This is a genomic window from Streptomyces sp. NPDC090021, assembly GCF_044748225.1.
GTDB lineage: Bacteria > Actinomycetota > Actinomycetes > Streptomycetales > Streptomycetaceae > Streptomyces.
In genome coordinates this window covers 149407-163490 of sequence record NZ_JBIVFO010000004.1, presented here as the reverse complement: position 1 = coordinate 163490, position 14084 = coordinate 149407, and the positions used below count along the sequence as shown (strand labels likewise).

Here is a 14084-nt window from a genome sequence, read left to right as displayed (position 1 = left end):
CGGGGGTGCGTCGGCCCGGGTCACCCCCGCACCCGGCGGGACGACCGGATGAGGAGGGTGACGGCGAGCGAGGCCGTCGCGGTGAGGGCGATCGCCGCACCGGGGCCGATTCCCTGCGCCAGGCCGCCGGCGATCGCGGCGCCCAGGCCCTGACAGGTCATCCGGCCCGCCGACTCCACCCCCTGCACCTGACCGCGGATCGCCTCGGGGGTCAGTTCCAGCAGCTGTTCCTGGAGGGGCAGGGTGGCCGCGAACCCGGCACCGGCGAGGAACACCGCGACCGCCAGGACGGGAGCGGGCGGGTGGACCGCGAAGAGCAGGAAGGGAGCGGCCAGCAGCAGCCGCAGGGCGAAGGCGTGGCGACGGCGCTGTCCGGCGGTGAGCAGCCTGCCGACGACCAGGTCGCCGAGGAGCATGCCCGCGGATCCGGCGGCCAGGTAGATCCCGGCGTGACCGGGGTCGTAGGAGACGAAGAGCGCCTCGCAGCCGACGACCAGACCGTTCGGGACCCACAGGGCGAGCAGCAGGGCCCGCCGGCCCGGGTGGGAGAACAGTTCGGCGTTCGTCCGCCAGGTCTGGCGCAGGCCCGGACGGCGGGTGGGCCGGACGGAGTGCTCCCGGACGGTGGCCGCCACCACGGCGGCCCCGAGGGCGGTGAGGGAGGCGGCGACGACGAAGACTGCCTGGGGGCCCGCATGGCGCAGCAGTACGGCGCCGACGGCGTAGCCGAGGATCGCCGTGCCGCCCGAGGTGATGTTCATCAGGGAGCGGGCCGGAGCATAGGCGGAGACCGGCACGACCTCGGCGAGCAGACCGAGCCGTGCGCCGGTCCCGAGGGACTGGAAGAGGCCGAGGAACAGCAGGAGGACGAACCGGGCCGCGAGCGGAAGTCCGGGGACCGCCTGCGCGCAGACTCCCGCCAGCGAGGCGAGTTGCAGCACGAGCAGGGTGCGGCGGGGCCGCTTCCCGTCCGCGACCGACATGAGCGTCAGTGCGCCGAGGACGGTGGCGAAGGTGGCGCCGTACATGCTGACGGCGGTCAGGAACGGCGAACCGGTCTGCTGGTCGACGAGGGTGCCGAGTGCGATACCGGACAGCGCACCGGCGGCCACGGTGAGGGTGAGACCGACGTAGAGACCGCTGAACTCCCTGGTGCGGAGCAGGTCCCGGTAGCCGGTGACGGGGGCGTCGGCTCGGCCGACGGTCGGGTGTGAAGGCATGAAAAAAGCCTCCGGACGCATGCACGGGGCACGCACGCCGAAGGCCAACACCGGGGATTCTAGCAGCACTCGGGGGCCGGCCCGCCGGACACCACGGGTCCCGCACCGCTCCGGCGCACCTCCCGGAACGGCATTACCGCAGGGTAGGCGTGTGATCAGGAACTCACGGTCTTGGCCGCGGGCCCGCCACGCGGTAGCGTCAACGCGACATAAAGACATAGCGACGACGGCGAGACGGAAGTCCGGTGAGAATCCGGCATGGTCGCGCCACTGTGTGCTGCGGTGACCTCCCCCAGAGGCCTCGCGGCGAGTCAGACCCGAGGACCGTCGTCCTGCACCACCGTATGGGACGCGTTGTTCCCCAAGGAGGTTCCATCATGGCCGAGGCCGTCGCTTCCGCTGCCGTATCCGCCCCCGCCGTCTCGCCGTCGGCTCCGCTGCCCGTGAAGGCGGTCCTGCCCTGGGCCGTCTTCGTCGGCCTCCTGATGCTCGTCGCGCTGTACTTCGTCGGTGCCGAGCAGGGCGCCACCGCCGTGTTCGCCGGCGAGGGCGTGCACGAGTGGGTGCACGACGGCCGCCACCTGCTCGGCTTCCCCTGCCACTGAGAGGCCGCGCACATGTACGCCTCCACTGTCAGAGGTCTGCTGGTCCGCGGCATGATCGCGGGCCTGGTCGCCGGACTCTTCGCCTTCGCCGTCGCCTACGTGGTCGGTGAGCCCTCGGTACGCGGTTCCATCGCCGTCGAGGAGGCCGCCGCCGCCCAGGACACGGCCGGCGCGGCTTCCGGCCACGCGGGACACGGTGGTGACGCCGCGTCGGGCGGAGCCGCCGAGGAGGAGGAAGAGCTCGTCAGCCGCCCGGTCCAGTCGACCGTCGGCCTGGCCACCGGCGTCCTGGTCTACGGGGTCGCGCTCGGCGGCATAGCCTCCCTCGCGTTCTCGTTCGCGCTCGGCCGCGTCGGCGGGTTCAGCCCCCGGGCCACGGCCGCGCTCACCGGGGCGGGCGCGTTCGCCCTGGTCTACCTGGTGCCGTTCCTCAAGTACCCGGCCACCCCTCCGGCGGTCGGCAACCCGGACACCATCGGGCAGCGCACCACGCTGTTCTTCCTGATGATCCTGCTGAGCGTGCTGCTCGGGGTCGGCGCCATCATCCTCGGGCGACGGCTGGCACCGCGCCTGGGCAACTGGAACGCGACGCTGGCCGCGGCCGGCGGTTTCATCGCCGTCACCGCCCTGGCCTTCGTGTTCCTGCCGGACAACAGCGACGCCGTCCAGCCCGGTTTCCCCGCCGCCCTGCTGTGGGAGTTCCGGATGGCTTCGCTGTCCGTCCAGCTCGTGCTCTGGGCGGTGTTCGCCGTCGTCTTCGGCGTCCTCGCCCAGCGGCTCCTGGACACGCGCACCGACGGCGCGGAAGCGACGGCCGGGCAGCAGGCACCCGCCCTGGGCTGATCCGACCCGCCACGCCCGCGCACGGGCCACGCACCCCCCTGGGGCGCGGGGCCCGTGCGCGTGGGTATGTGTGCGCAGCGGCGCACACTTCGCGCCCGGCCGCCCTACGATGTCCGTATGAGCACAGGCACACGAACGGCACGTGCGCAGGATGCGCAGGAGCGGAGCGACCGGCTGGAGGTCGCCGCGTCCGTACTGGCCCTGCTCGCGGACCGCACGCGTCTGGCGCTGATGGAGCGGCTCGGCCGGGGCGAGGCCGATGTCACCACCCTCACCGAGGCGTGCGGGGCGGCCCGCCCCTCCGTCAGCCAGCACCTGGCCAAGCTCCGGCTCGCCGGACTGGTCACCACCCGCAGGGACGGGCGCCGCGTCGTCTACGCCCTGCGCCACGGACACCTGCGCAGGCTGGTGGACGAGGCCATGAACGTCGCCGACCACCAGATCGGGTCCCTCCCGCCGCACGACTGAGCCGCCGTCCGTGCCGCACCGGGTCCGCACCACTCATCAATACGTGCACAGGTGCGCACATGTTGGCTACGCTGGAGGTGCCGTCGATCCGCCGACCGGAACGGGGCCGACCTTGCCCTCCTCTGCGTCCCCTGCGTCCGTACCGTCCCTGCCGTCCGTGCTGCGCAACGGCACCTACCGCCGCCTGTTCACCGCCCAGGTCGTGGCCCTGACCGGCACCGGGCTCGCCACCGTCGCGCTGAGCCTGCTCGCGTACGACCTCGCCGGCGACGACGCCCCGGCGGTCCTCGGCACCGCCCTCGCGATCAAGATGATCGCCTTCGTGACGGTCGCGCCGCTGATCACGGCCGTCGCCGACCGGGTCCCCCGGCGGACCCTCATGGCGGCGGCGGACCTCACCCGGGCCGGCGCGGCGCTGGCCCTCCCCCTCGTCACCGAGGTGTGGCAGATCCACGTCCTGATCTTCCTGCTCCAGGCGGCCTCGGCGGCCTTCACCCCGGCCTTCCAGGCGACGATCCCCCAGGTCCTGCCCGACGAACAGGACTACACGCGGGCCCTGTCGATGAGCCGGCTCGCCCACGACCTGGAAAGCCTGCTCAGCCCGCTCCTGGCCGCGGCGCTGCTCACCGTCGTCTCCTACGACCGGCTGTTCGCCGGCACCGTCGTCGGCTTCCTCGCCTCCGCCGCGCTCGTGACCGCGACGACGCTGCCCGCGCCCGCTCCGGTCGAGCGGACCGACGGGATCCGCACCAAGGCGGCACTCGGCGCCCGCCTGTTCCGCGCCACTCCGCGGCTGCGGGCGCTGCTCGCCCTCGACCTCGCGGTCGCCGCCGCAGGCGCCGTCGTACTCGTGGACACCGTCGCCGTCGTCCGCGGCCTGGGCCGCCCGGCCGGGGCCGTCCCGGTCGCCCTCGGCGCGTACGGCGCCGGATCCGTACTCGCCGCGCTCGCCCTGCCGCGGCTCCTGCGCCACGCCACCGACCGCACCGTGATGCTCTCCGCCGCCTCCGCGCTCCCGGTGGTCCTCGCCGCCGTGGCCGTGCTCACCGCGGCCGCCCCCGCCACCTGGTCCTGGCCCGTCCTGCTGGTGGCGTGGGCGGCGATCGGGGCCGCCTGCTCCGCCGTTCTGACCCCCGGGGGCCGCGTGGTCCGCCGCTCCACCGCGGACGCGGACCTGCCCGCCGCCTTCGCCGCCCGGTTCTCCCTCTCCCACGGCTGCTGGCTGATCACCTACCCGCTGGCCGGATGGCTCGCCCCATGGGCGGGACTGCCGCCGACGGTCGCGGCCCTGGGAGCGGTCGCCGTGGCTGCCACCGCCGCCGCGGCCGTGAGCTGGCCGGTCCACGACCCGTACCGGCTGGAGCACCTGCACCCGGACCTGCCGCCCGGGCACCCGCACCTCGCCGACGCCCGTCCCTGCGGGCGCGGTTGGCTGCACGGCCACCACTACGTCATCGACCGGCACCACCGGCACTGGCCGAGTCGGGACGGCACCCGCCGGAAAACCCCTGGCCGGTCGCGACGGGGGGCGATACGATCACCGCGATGACCACATATTCCACTCACGGATCGGAGGTCCCCACCGCGCAAGGTGAGCGCTGATGCTCACTGAGACCGCGAACGGGGACTCCCGCCTCGCCCTCTGGCTCCGCGTACGCGAGTACGCCGTGCCGGCTTCCATGATCGAGACTGCGACCGCCCGCCGCCACACCGGCGACTGGGCCGGGGCGTGCGCCGCCGCAGGCATCGACGTCGACTTCAACCTGTATCGGACCGGCCGCCGCCCCGCGGTGAGCCGCACCCCGGTGGGGATGCGGCGGCGGGTCAGGCCGGCGCCGACCGGTCCGCGGGGCCCACTGGGTCGGCCGGGTGCGCAGGGTCGGCCGCGGCCTCGGGGCCTGCGGGGGCCGTGGGGCTCGCCGGGTGCGCGGGGTGGGCCGGGTCGGCGGGGTCCGCCCCGCTGAGGCGCCGTACGCCATGGGTGCCCGCGAGCCGCGCGATCAGCAGGCAGTACGCCGGGGCGGCGACGAGTTCGAGGACGAGCGCCTGCCACGGGGCGTCCGCCGCGTTCCCCGATTCGGCCAGCTGCCCCAGGGCGACGGTGATGGCGTAGGCGGTCATGTTGTTCGCCACGTGCACCGCGATGACGGCTTCGAGGCCGCCGGTGCGGACGGTCAGCCACCCCCACCACATGGCGGAGTAGAACAGCAGGGCGAACCCCGACCACTCGCCGATGCCGTGGGCGAGGGCGAAGAGGGCGGACGCGACGACGATGCCGGGCCACGGGGACGTGAGGAACCCGCCGAAGAACTGGGCGAGCCAGCCCCGGAACACGAGTTCCTCGGCCGCGGCCTGACAGGGGATCAGCGCCCACAGCACGACCAGCCCGAGCACGAACCCGGACCAGCCGGGGAAGTCGCCCGCGACGGCTTCCTCGCCGTCGCTGATGTAGCCCCACAGCGCCAATCCGCCCATCTGGAGCACGATCAGGGGGAAGGCCACCGCCGCGCACCGGGCCAGCCAGCCCCAGCGCAGCCGGCCGGTGACGGAGACGACGGTGCCCGCGGGGCGGCTGCCGCACCAGCGCACGGCGAGCAGCACCACGGGTATGCCGGTGGCTATGGAGAGCAGGGAGAGTGCCTCGTCGGCGAGGGGATCCCCCAGGATCCGCTCGCCGTCCTCGGGCGCGAAGTCCAGCCCCAGCGCGTACCAGGCGAGGGCGCCGAACGCGATCAGCACCAGGGGTGCGGCCAGGTTCCCGACGGCGACCAGGAGGAACTCCCCGATGCGCTGCGGGACGTGCTGGCGGCCGTTGCGGGCCTGTTCGTGGTAGGCGCTGCCGGCCGGTGCGGTGTCGGTCGGCGGCTGCGGGAGGGGTGCGGCGCCGAAGGGCGGGCCGCCGTGACCGGGTGGCGGCCAGCCCTGTGCCGGGGCCGGCCATGACGGAGCGCCTGCGGGCGGCGGGGCCCAGACGTTCGGCGGGGGCGTATCTGACACAGCGGGACCCTTTCCGTCACGGCCGTTGACACACCCATTCGATCACGCCGCCGCGCCGGGGCTCAGTCCGTCCTCGTACGGGGGTCCGCCGGAGCCCCGCCGGGCACGCATACGGCGGGTGGATCGAACGGCGGCGCGGAGCGCGGAGCGGCGCGCGGGGCCGGCAGGGGCAGCGAGAACCAGACGGCCTTGCCCTCGGCCGTCGGGAGGGTGCCCCAGGAGGAGGCGAGGGAGTCGACGAGGAGCAGGCCCCGGCCGGATTCCGCGTCGGGGGCGGCGAACCGGGCCTGTGGCAGCACGGGGCTGCCGTCGCAGACCTCGACGCTGAGTTCCCGGCCGGCCTGGCGCAGACGGAGCCGGACCGGGCCGCGGCTGTGGTTCACGGCGTTGGAGAGCAGCTCGGAGGTGAGCAGGCAGGCGGTGTCGCGGAGGTGTTCGTCGTCCTTGCCCCACAGGGCGAGGGTGGAGCGCAGGAAGCGGCGCCCGGCGCCGACGCTGCTCGGGTCCGCGGCCAGGAGCATGCTCTGGGAGGTCACCGGTGTGTCGGGAATGCGGACGAGCAGGAGGGTCACGTCGTCGGGGTTGTCGTCGGCCCCCGGCAGCAGTTCGCTCAGCAGCCGGTCGGCGGCCGCCTCCAGGCTGTCCGTCGTCGCGACGGCCTTCTCCAACGCGGCCGCGAGACCGTCGACCTGGCCCTCGATGTCACTGTCCGGCGTCTCGACCAGGCCGTCCGTGTACAGCGCGAGCACCGAACCGGGCTCGACGGTGTGCCGGGTCTCGTGGTGGGGCACCTCCCCCACGCCCAGCGGCACGCTCACCTCCACGGGCAGCCGGGTGACCTCGCCGCCCGGGGCGACGAGGAGGACCGGGAGGTGTCCGGCCGAACACATGGTGATCTCGGCGGAATCGGCGTCGACGACCAGGTAGCAGCAGGTGACGAACTGGTCCGGCAGTTCGCTGACGACCGCGTCCAGGGCGCGCATGAGCTGCCAGGGCGGCATGCCGGTCTTGGCGAGGGCGTGGGAGGCGGATCTGAGCTGGCCCATGACGGCGGCGGCGTCCAGGCCGCGCCCCATCACGTCGCCGACCATCACGCCGACCCGGCCGCCGCCCAGCGGGATGAGGTCGAACCAGTCGCCGCCCACCCCCGCCCCCTGCCGGGCCGGGAAGTAGCGGCTCGCCGTGGGCATACCCGGAACGTCCGGCGGGGATCCCATGAGGCTGCGCTGGAGGGTGAGCGCGACGTGGCGCTGCTGCTCGTAGAGCTTCGCGAGCATCTCCTCGGCCGACTTGCGTTCGGTGACGTCGCGGATGGCGGCGGAGACGAGGGTGCCGTCGGGGGTCTCCAGCGGGCTCAGGCTGATCTCCACCGGGAACTCGCCGCCGTCGCGGCGCAGTCCGTAGAGCTCCAGGCCCGCGCCCATCGGGCGGGTCTTGCGGTTGACGAAGTAGCCGTGCCGGAAGCCGGAATGGTGCCCGCGGAATCGTTCCGGGACGAGCACCTCGACCGGTCTTCCCAGCAGGTCCTCCCGGGCATATCCGAAGAGGGCCTCGGTCTGCGCGTTGACGAGCTGGATCGCGCCCCGCTCGTCGACGATCACCATCGCGTCCGGTGCCGCCTCCAGCAGGGCCCGGAAGCGCTCCTCGGCGGCCCTGCGCTCGCTCACGTCGCGGACGGCCGCCGAGATCAGCAGGCCCTCCGGGGTCTCCAGCGGGCTCAGGCTGATCTCCACCGGGAACTCGCCGCCGTCGCGGCGCAGCCCGTAGAGCTCCAGGCCCGCGCCCATCGGGCGGACCTGGCGGCTGGCCGCGTAGCCGAGCCGGTGGCCCGGGTGCTGGCCGCGGAACCGCTCGGGCACCAGGACCTCGATGTGACGGCCCAGGAGTTCCCGGCGGGGGTGGCCGAAAAGGGCCTCGGTCTGTGCGTTCACCAGCCGGATCACACCGGCGTCGTCCACGATCACCATCGCGTCCGGTGCCGCTTCCAACAGGGCCCTGAACGGCTCTTCAGTCGTCGCTGCCACGCTGCGCCTCGCACTCGTCGAATCCCGCACAAGCCGACATACGACCACGTGGCCGAATCTCGCGCTTCCGGTTGACCGCATGCGGCGCCAATTGACCGATTCTGCGCGCCGGCGGCAGGATCGGGGTCAGCTCAGGTTGACGCGTCCGTCCGGACGGCGGCGCCGGCGCGGGCTCGCTGATCTATGGTGGCGGAAGGACTGGCCGGGCGGATGCGAGGCGAGGAGATCCGGTGCGTGACGCAGAGTTCTTCCTGAGCTGGATGACGGCCGCGGCGGCCGCCGTGGAGCGTGAGGCGGACCGGCTCACCGAACTCGACTCCCCCATCGGGGACGCCGATCACGGGAGCAATCTGCTGCGCGGTTTCACGGCGGTGCGCACGGCCCTGGAGGCGGAGCCCCCGGTGTCCCCGGGCGCGGTGCTCCAGCTCGCCGGGCGGACACTGATCTCGACGGTCGGCGGCGCGTCGGGACCGCTGTACGGGATGCTGCTGCGGCGGACCGGCAAGGAGCTCGGGGAGGCACCCGGGGTGTCCGACGCGGAGCTGCGCGAGGCCCTGGACAAGGGGGTCGACGCGGTCGCGCAGCTGGGCGGCGCGGCAGCGGGCGACGCCACCATGCTGGACGCGCTGCTGCCGGGCGTGGCCGCCCTGGGCACGTCGTACCGGGCGGCGGCGGACGCGGCGGAGAACGGGGCGCTCGCCACCGTACCGATGCAGGCGCGCAAGGGGCGGGCCAGTTACCTGGGCGAGCGGAGCATCGGCCACCAGGACCCGGGGGCGACTTCGTCGGCGTTGCTGCTGGACGCGCTCGCGGACGTGGCCGAGCGGGCGGAGGACGGGCGATGACGGACGGGGCCCTGGTGGGGGTGGTGCTGGTCTCGCACAGCGCGGCGGTCGCCGAGTCGGTGGCGGAGCTGGCGCGGGGGCTGGCGGCGGGCGGGGCGGTGGCTCCGGTGGCCTCGGCGGGCGGCACGTCCGCCGGCGGGCTCGGCACGAGCGCGGAGCTGATCGTGGCGGCCGCGCGGGAGGTGGACCGGGGCGCCGGGGTGGCCCTGCTGGTGGACCTCGGCAGCTCGGTCCTGACGGTGAAGACCCTGCTGCTGGAGGACGAACTGCCGCCGGACTCAGTGCTGGTGGACGCGCCCTTCGTCGAGGGTGCGGTGGCGGCCCTGGTCGCCGCGTCAGCCGGCGCCCCGCTCACCGGGGTGGCCGAGGCCGCCACCGAGGCCTACGCCTACCGGAAGGTCTGAGCGGCGCTGTCCGCCGGGCGGGGCCGGGCCGGGTCGGCGGGCCGCGCCGCTCCCGCCCGGCAGTGTCCGCGGCCTCCGCGGGTGCCCCGTTCGCGGAGGCACGGTGCGAACGCCCGGTCCCGGGGCAGCTCATGTCCAGGCCGGCGACACCCGCAGGGGCCATGCAGCGCACCCGGCGGCCCGCCGCTCGGCGCGCGCCGCCATCGGCCGTGCCGCGCGCACCGGCCGTTCGCCGGAGGCGCGGCAGCGCGGACGCACAGCGGGCGCACAGCGGGCGCACACCCGCATCCCGCCGACGAGCAGGTCGGGCGTACCGCACCCGCGGCCGGGCGGCGGGGGTGCCCCGCTCGCACACAAGGACCGAGGAGCGTCGTCGTGGGCGGTGTCAGCGGCCGCGCAGGGTTTGGATCTCGCGGCGCTCGCGCTTCGTGGGGCGGCCCGTGCCGCGGTCGCGGATGCCGACGACCGCGGCCTCGACCGGGGTCGGCGGCGGCGGGCTCTTGTCGATCAGGCACTCGGCGGCGACGGGCGCGCCGACCCGCTTGGACACCGGTCGCCTGACGACGACGATCCGCTCGCGCCCCGCGTGGAAGAGTCGTACCTCGTCGCCCGCGCGGATCGGCTGCGCCGGCTTGGCACGCTCCCCGTTGACCTTCACATGGCCCGCCCGGCACGCCGTCGCCGCGATCGAGCGCGTCTTGGTCAGCCGCACGGACCAGATCCACGCGTCGACCCGTACCGTGCCCGTTTCCGTTCCCGAAACCTCATCAGCCATGCCCCGACTCTAGCGATCCCGGCCCACCGGGACGGAACGACTTTTCCGCGACTCTTGGCAGATGCACCAACGCACCTGGCACCTACCATGGTGATACCCCAAAGAGAATTGCAGATGCGCCACATGTGCGCCTACCTTGTCGCACATGCAGTCCTACACCATCGGACAGGCCGCGCGACTGCCGGGCGTCAGCCCGGACACCGCACGATGCTGGGCCGACGCCGGCCGGGTCGTGACCCATCGCGACGCGGTCGGCCGGCGGCTGATCAACGGCCGTGATCCGGCCGCCCTCTCCGTGGAGGTGGGCCAGGACGCCCACGCCGAGGACGGGGAGCCGTACACCTCGGCGCGCAACGCCTTCCCCGGCATCGTCACCGCCGTCCGGCTCGGCGACGTGTCCGCCCGGGTCGACATCCAGGCGGGTCCGCACCGCCTGGTCTCCCCGCTCACCCGCGAGGCCGTCGAGAAGCTCGGGCTGGAGGCCGGGATGCAGGCCACCGCCCGTGTGAAGTCCACGAGCGTGCACATCGACCGCGCCTGAACCCCTCGACGCGCCGCCCCGGGCCGCACGCCTCACCCCCGGCCCACCCACGGCCCCGGCCCACCCCCGGCCCGGCACCACCGCTCAGCACCGCACCGCTCAGCACCGCACCACACCGCATCGCCCCCACCCGCTCCGCCCGTCACCGGCGCGGGTCACCACCACGCGGACCCGGCACCCGGCCGGCCGCCGACCCGACCGAGGAGCCTGCGCCCATGCCCCCGACCCCGGCCTCGACCCGTCGCCGCACCACCACCACCGCTGCCGCCGCCGTCCTGTCCACCGCCCTGCTCACCGGGCTGACCGCCTGCGGCAGCGGCGAGGACGAGAACGCCGCCTCCCACACCGGCTCCGCCGCGCCGCAGGCGAACCTCACCGTCCTGGCCGCCTCCTCCCTCACCGACGCCTTCAGGGCCGCGGGCGAGGCGTACGAGAAGTCCCACCCCGGTACGAAGGTCACCTTCTCCTTCGCCGGTTCCCAGGAGCTCGCGGCGCAGGTCAAGCAGGGCGCCCCGGCCGACGCGCTGGTCACCGCCGACACCAGGACCATGGACGGGCTGAGGGCCGAGACCGGCGCGGCCAAGATCATCGCGAAGAACCGCCTGGTCATCGCGACCGGCAAGGGGAACCCGTTCAAGATCGACGAGCTCAGGGACCTCGCCGACAGCAAGCTCAAGGTCGTGCTCGCCGCGCCCGAGGTGCCGGTCGGCCGCTACAGCAAGCAGATCCTCGACGCCCAGCAGGTCGTGGTGAAGCCGGTCTCCCAGGAGCCCAACGTCCGCGCCGTCCTGGGCAAGGTCGAGATGGGTGAGGCCGACGCCGGCCTTGTCTACAGGACGGACTCCGCCAAGTCGGGCGACAAGGTCGTCACCGTGGACATCCCCGACACCCAGAACGCCGTGGCCTCCTATCCGGCCGCCACGCTGAAGCAGTCCGAGAACGGGGAGGCCGCTGCCGCGTTCGTGGCCTGGCTGAGCACCCCCGAGGCGCAGAAGATCCTCCAGGACGCGGGCTTCCAGCAGCCGTAGCGGCGTCGCCCCTCCCGAAGCGGCGCGGGGGCTGTCCGGTCCGGGGGGACGAACAGCCCCTTTCGGCGTACCCGCGCGTGCCCGCCCGCGTCCGCCCGTGCCCGCGTGCCGCGTACCCGCGTGCTCACGTACCCGCGTACGCCTCCCGGCCCGGCATACGCTTCACCCCTGCGCCGCCCCCTTCCCCCCGCCCCACCACGCCGTCCCAGCCAGGAAGTCCCGTGAGCAGACTCCGTACCCGCACCACCCGGCCCCCGGTGGCCCTGGCGCTCCCCGCGCTGCTCGCCGTCGCCTTCCTGCTGATGCCACTGATCGGCATCCTCGTCCGCACGCCGTGGGGCGATCTCGGGGAACACCTCGGCAGCCCGGGCGTGGTCGAGGCCCTGAGGCTCTCGCTCCTGGTGTCCCTCTGGGCGCTGGGCCTCTCCCTCCTCCTCGGCGTGCCGCTGGCCTGGCTGCTGGCCCGCGTGGAGTTCAAGGGCAAGGCCCTGGTGCGCTCGCTGGTGCTCCTCCCCATGGTGCTGCCGCCGACCGTGGGCGGCGTCGCCCTGCTCCTCGGATTCGGGCGGCGCGGACTGCTCGGGCCGTGGCTGGAGGAGTCCTTCGGGATCACCCTGCCCTTCCACACGTCGGGGGCCGTCGTCGCGGCGACCTTCGTCGCCATGCCGTTTCTGGTCATCAGCCTGGAGGGCGCCCTCGGCGGTCTCCGGCAGAGCTACGAGGAGACCGCGGCCTCGCTCGGCGCGTCGCCGGTCCGCGTGTTCTTCACGGTCACCCTGCCGATGGTGGCGCCCGGTCTGATCGCCGGCGCCGCCCTCACCTGGGCCCGCGCGCTGGGTGAGTTCGGCGCGACCATCACCTTCGCCGGGAACCTGCCCGGCACCACCCAGACGCTGCCGCTCCAGGTGTACCTGCTGCTCCAGGACCAGCCCGAGGCGGCCACCTCGGTCTCGCTGCTGCTGCTGGCGACCGCCATGGCCGTACTGATCGCCCTGCGCGGCCGCTGGACGGGCACCCCGATCGACCGCGGCGCGGTCGCGGTGCCCCGACCGACCCCGGAGGAGGCCCCCGCACCGGCCGGCATCCCCGCACCCGCCGCCCCAAGGCAGGGCCCGGAGACGCAGAAGGAAACGGACGCGGAGACGGGGCACTGGCCCCTGCACGCCACCGTCACCGGCTTCACCCGCCTCACCCTCCGGGCCGAGCCCGGCACCACGATCGCCGTCGTCGGCGAGAACGGGGCCGGCAAGACCACCCTGCTGCGCGCCCTCCTCGGCCTGACCCCGCGGGCCCACGCCGAGCTGCGGCTGGGCGACGCCGACGTCACCTCGCTGCCCCCGCACAAGCGGCAGGTCGCCTGGGTCCCGCAGGACGGGGCGCTGTTCCCGCACCTGAGCGCCCTGGCGAACACCGCGTACGGGCTGCGCGCCCGCCGGGTGCCGCGCGCCGGCGCCCGGCGCGAGGCGCAGGCCTGGCTGGACCGGCTGGGCGTCGGTCACCTCGCGCACCGCAAGCCGTCCCAGCTCTCCGGCGGCCAGGCCCAGCGCGTCGCCCTCGCGCGCGCCCTGGCCGCCCGCCCGCGGCTCCTGCTGCTCGACGAACCGCTCGCCGCCCTCGACCAGACCACGCGGGCCCACGTCCGGCACACCCTGCGCACGCACCTGGCCGGCTTCGGCGGGGTCTGCCTGATCGTGACCCACGACCCCGTCGAGGCCGTGTCGCTGGCCGACCGGGTCCTCGTACTGGCCGACGGCCTGGCCCTGCAGGACGCACCACCGGCCGAGGTCTCACGGCACCCGCGCTCCCCCTGGGTGGCCCGTATGCTCGGGCGCAACGCCTGGCCGGGCATCGCCTCGGCCGACGGCCTCACCCTCGCTGCGGGTGGCCGTCTGGTGGTCGCCGAGACCCTGCCCGAGGGAACCCAGGCCCTGGCGATCATCGCCCCGGAGGCGGTGTCGGTGCACCGGGTCCGCCCAGGCGGCAGCCCCCGCAACGTGTGGCCCGGCACGGTCCGGGAGATCACGGCGGTGGGCAGTCGGCTGCGCGTGCTGATCGGGTCGGCCGAGGCGCCCGACCTGGTCGCCGAGATCACGCCGGACGCGGCGGCCGAACTGGGCCTGGCCGACGGGTCCGAGGTGTGGACGAGCGTGAAGGCCACCGAGGTGACACTGGTGGGCCTGTAGCCCCGCAGGGCCGCCCCGGTCGGTTGTCGATCCGCGATGGCAGCTGCGAGCCGCGCGGCCCGGGCCCACCGTGCTCGAACCCGGCAAGGCACCCCGAGAGCGTACTGGCGGAGTCCCGCCGCCCCACGGCGCCCCGGCACCGCACCGCACC

Annotated in this window: 13 protein-coding genes; 9 read left to right on the top strand and 4 right to left on the bottom strand. The window is 74.5% G+C overall.

The window, feature by feature from the left end; genetic code table 11:
- Positions 1-20: 20 nt before the first annotated feature.
- Entirely contained in the window at positions 21-1220 is a 1200-nt protein-coding gene (locus tag ACIPXC_RS04335) for an MFS transporter (protein WP_401613378.1), read from the bottom strand.
- A 377-nt stretch (positions 1221-1597) separates the two neighbouring features.
- Here ACIPXC_RS04335 and ACIPXC_RS04330 point away from each other — a divergent pair, with 377 nt between their 5' ends.
- From ACIPXC_RS04330 to ACIPXC_RS04315, 4 genes are all read left to right on the top strand, one after another.
- Positions 1598-1825, top strand: coding sequence for a CbtB-domain containing protein (locus tag ACIPXC_RS04330; protein ID WP_386455370.1), 228 nt, complete (start codon positions 1598-1600; stop codon positions 1823-1825).
- Positions 1826-1837: 12 nt separating this feature from the next.
- Positions 1838-2668: a CbtA family protein gene (locus ACIPXC_RS04325; RefSeq protein WP_401613376.1), complete on the top strand. Its 831-nt coding sequence runs from the start codon at positions 1838-1840 to the stop codon at positions 2666-2668.
- A 117-nt stretch (positions 2669-2785) separates the two neighbouring features.
- Complete coding sequence (locus ACIPXC_RS04320) at positions 2786-3136, top strand: ArsR/SmtB family transcription factor (RefSeq protein ID WP_401613374.1); 351 nt, start codon at positions 2786-2788, stop codon at positions 3134-3136.
- Positions 3137-3284: 148 nt separating this feature from the next.
- The gene (locus ACIPXC_RS04315) at positions 3285-4685 is read left to right on the top strand and encodes an MFS transporter (RefSeq protein ID WP_401613531.1); all 1401 of its coding nucleotides are present in this window, start codon (positions 3285-3287) and stop codon (positions 4683-4685) included.
- Between the two features lie 275 nt (positions 4686-4960).
- Here ACIPXC_RS04315 and ACIPXC_RS04310 read toward each other — a convergent pair whose 3' ends face one another.
- Together ACIPXC_RS04310 and ACIPXC_RS04305 are read right to left on the bottom strand one after the other, a co-directional pair.
- Complete coding sequence (locus ACIPXC_RS04310; RefSeq protein ID WP_401613372.1) at positions 4961-6133, bottom strand: lysostaphin resistance A-like protein; 1173 nt, start codon at positions 6131-6133, stop codon at positions 4961-4963.
- 62 nt (positions 6134-6195) lie between these two features.
- On the bottom strand, positions 6196-8157 hold the full coding sequence (locus ACIPXC_RS04305) for a PAS domain S-box protein (RefSeq protein WP_401613371.1): 1962 nt from the start codon (positions 8155-8157) through the stop codon (positions 6196-6198).
- Between the two features lie 230 nt (positions 8158-8387).
- Here ACIPXC_RS04305 and dhaL point away from each other — a divergent pair, with 230 nt between their 5' ends.
- Complete coding sequence (gene dhaL, locus ACIPXC_RS04300) at positions 8388-9002, top strand: dihydroxyacetone kinase subunit DhaL (protein WP_401613369.1); 615 nt, start codon at positions 8388-8390, stop codon at positions 9000-9002.
- Positions 8999-9406 carry a PTS-dependent dihydroxyacetone kinase phosphotransferase subunit DhaM gene (locus ACIPXC_RS04295; RefSeq protein ID WP_401613367.1) on the top strand — a complete coding sequence of 136 codons (408 nt, stop codon included), beginning with the start codon at positions 8999-9001 and terminating at the stop codon, positions 9404-9406. The genes dhaL and ACIPXC_RS04295 overlap by 4 nt, the downstream gene beginning before the upstream one ends.
- Before the next feature lie 385 nt (positions 9407-9791).
- Here the strand turns inward: ACIPXC_RS04295 and ACIPXC_RS04290 are convergent, their stop codons facing one another.
- On the bottom strand, positions 9792-10181 hold the full coding sequence (locus ACIPXC_RS04290; protein WP_401613365.1) for an RNA-binding S4 domain-containing protein: 390 nt from the start codon (positions 10179-10181) through the stop codon (positions 9792-9794).
- A gap of 145 nt (positions 10182-10326) precedes the next feature.
- Here ACIPXC_RS04290 and ACIPXC_RS04285 point away from each other — a divergent pair, with 145 nt between their 5' ends.
- The 3 genes from ACIPXC_RS04285 (at position 10327) to ACIPXC_RS04275 (ending at position 13933) form a co-directional block, all read left to right on the top strand.
- Positions 10327-10722, top strand: a complete 396-nt coding sequence (locus tag ACIPXC_RS04285; RefSeq protein WP_401613363.1) for a molybdopterin-binding protein — start codon at positions 10327-10329, stop codon at positions 10720-10722.
- A gap of 215 nt (positions 10723-10937) precedes the next feature.
- Entirely contained in the window at positions 10938-11750 is an 813-nt protein-coding gene (gene modA / locus ACIPXC_RS04280; RefSeq protein WP_401613361.1) for a molybdate ABC transporter substrate-binding protein, read from the top strand.
- A 221-nt stretch (positions 11751-11971) separates the two neighbouring features.
- Entirely contained in the window at positions 11972-13933 is a 1962-nt protein-coding gene (locus ACIPXC_RS04275) for an ABC transporter permease (RefSeq protein ID WP_401613359.1), read from the top strand.
- The last annotated feature ends 151 nt before the right edge of the window (positions 13934-14084 follow it).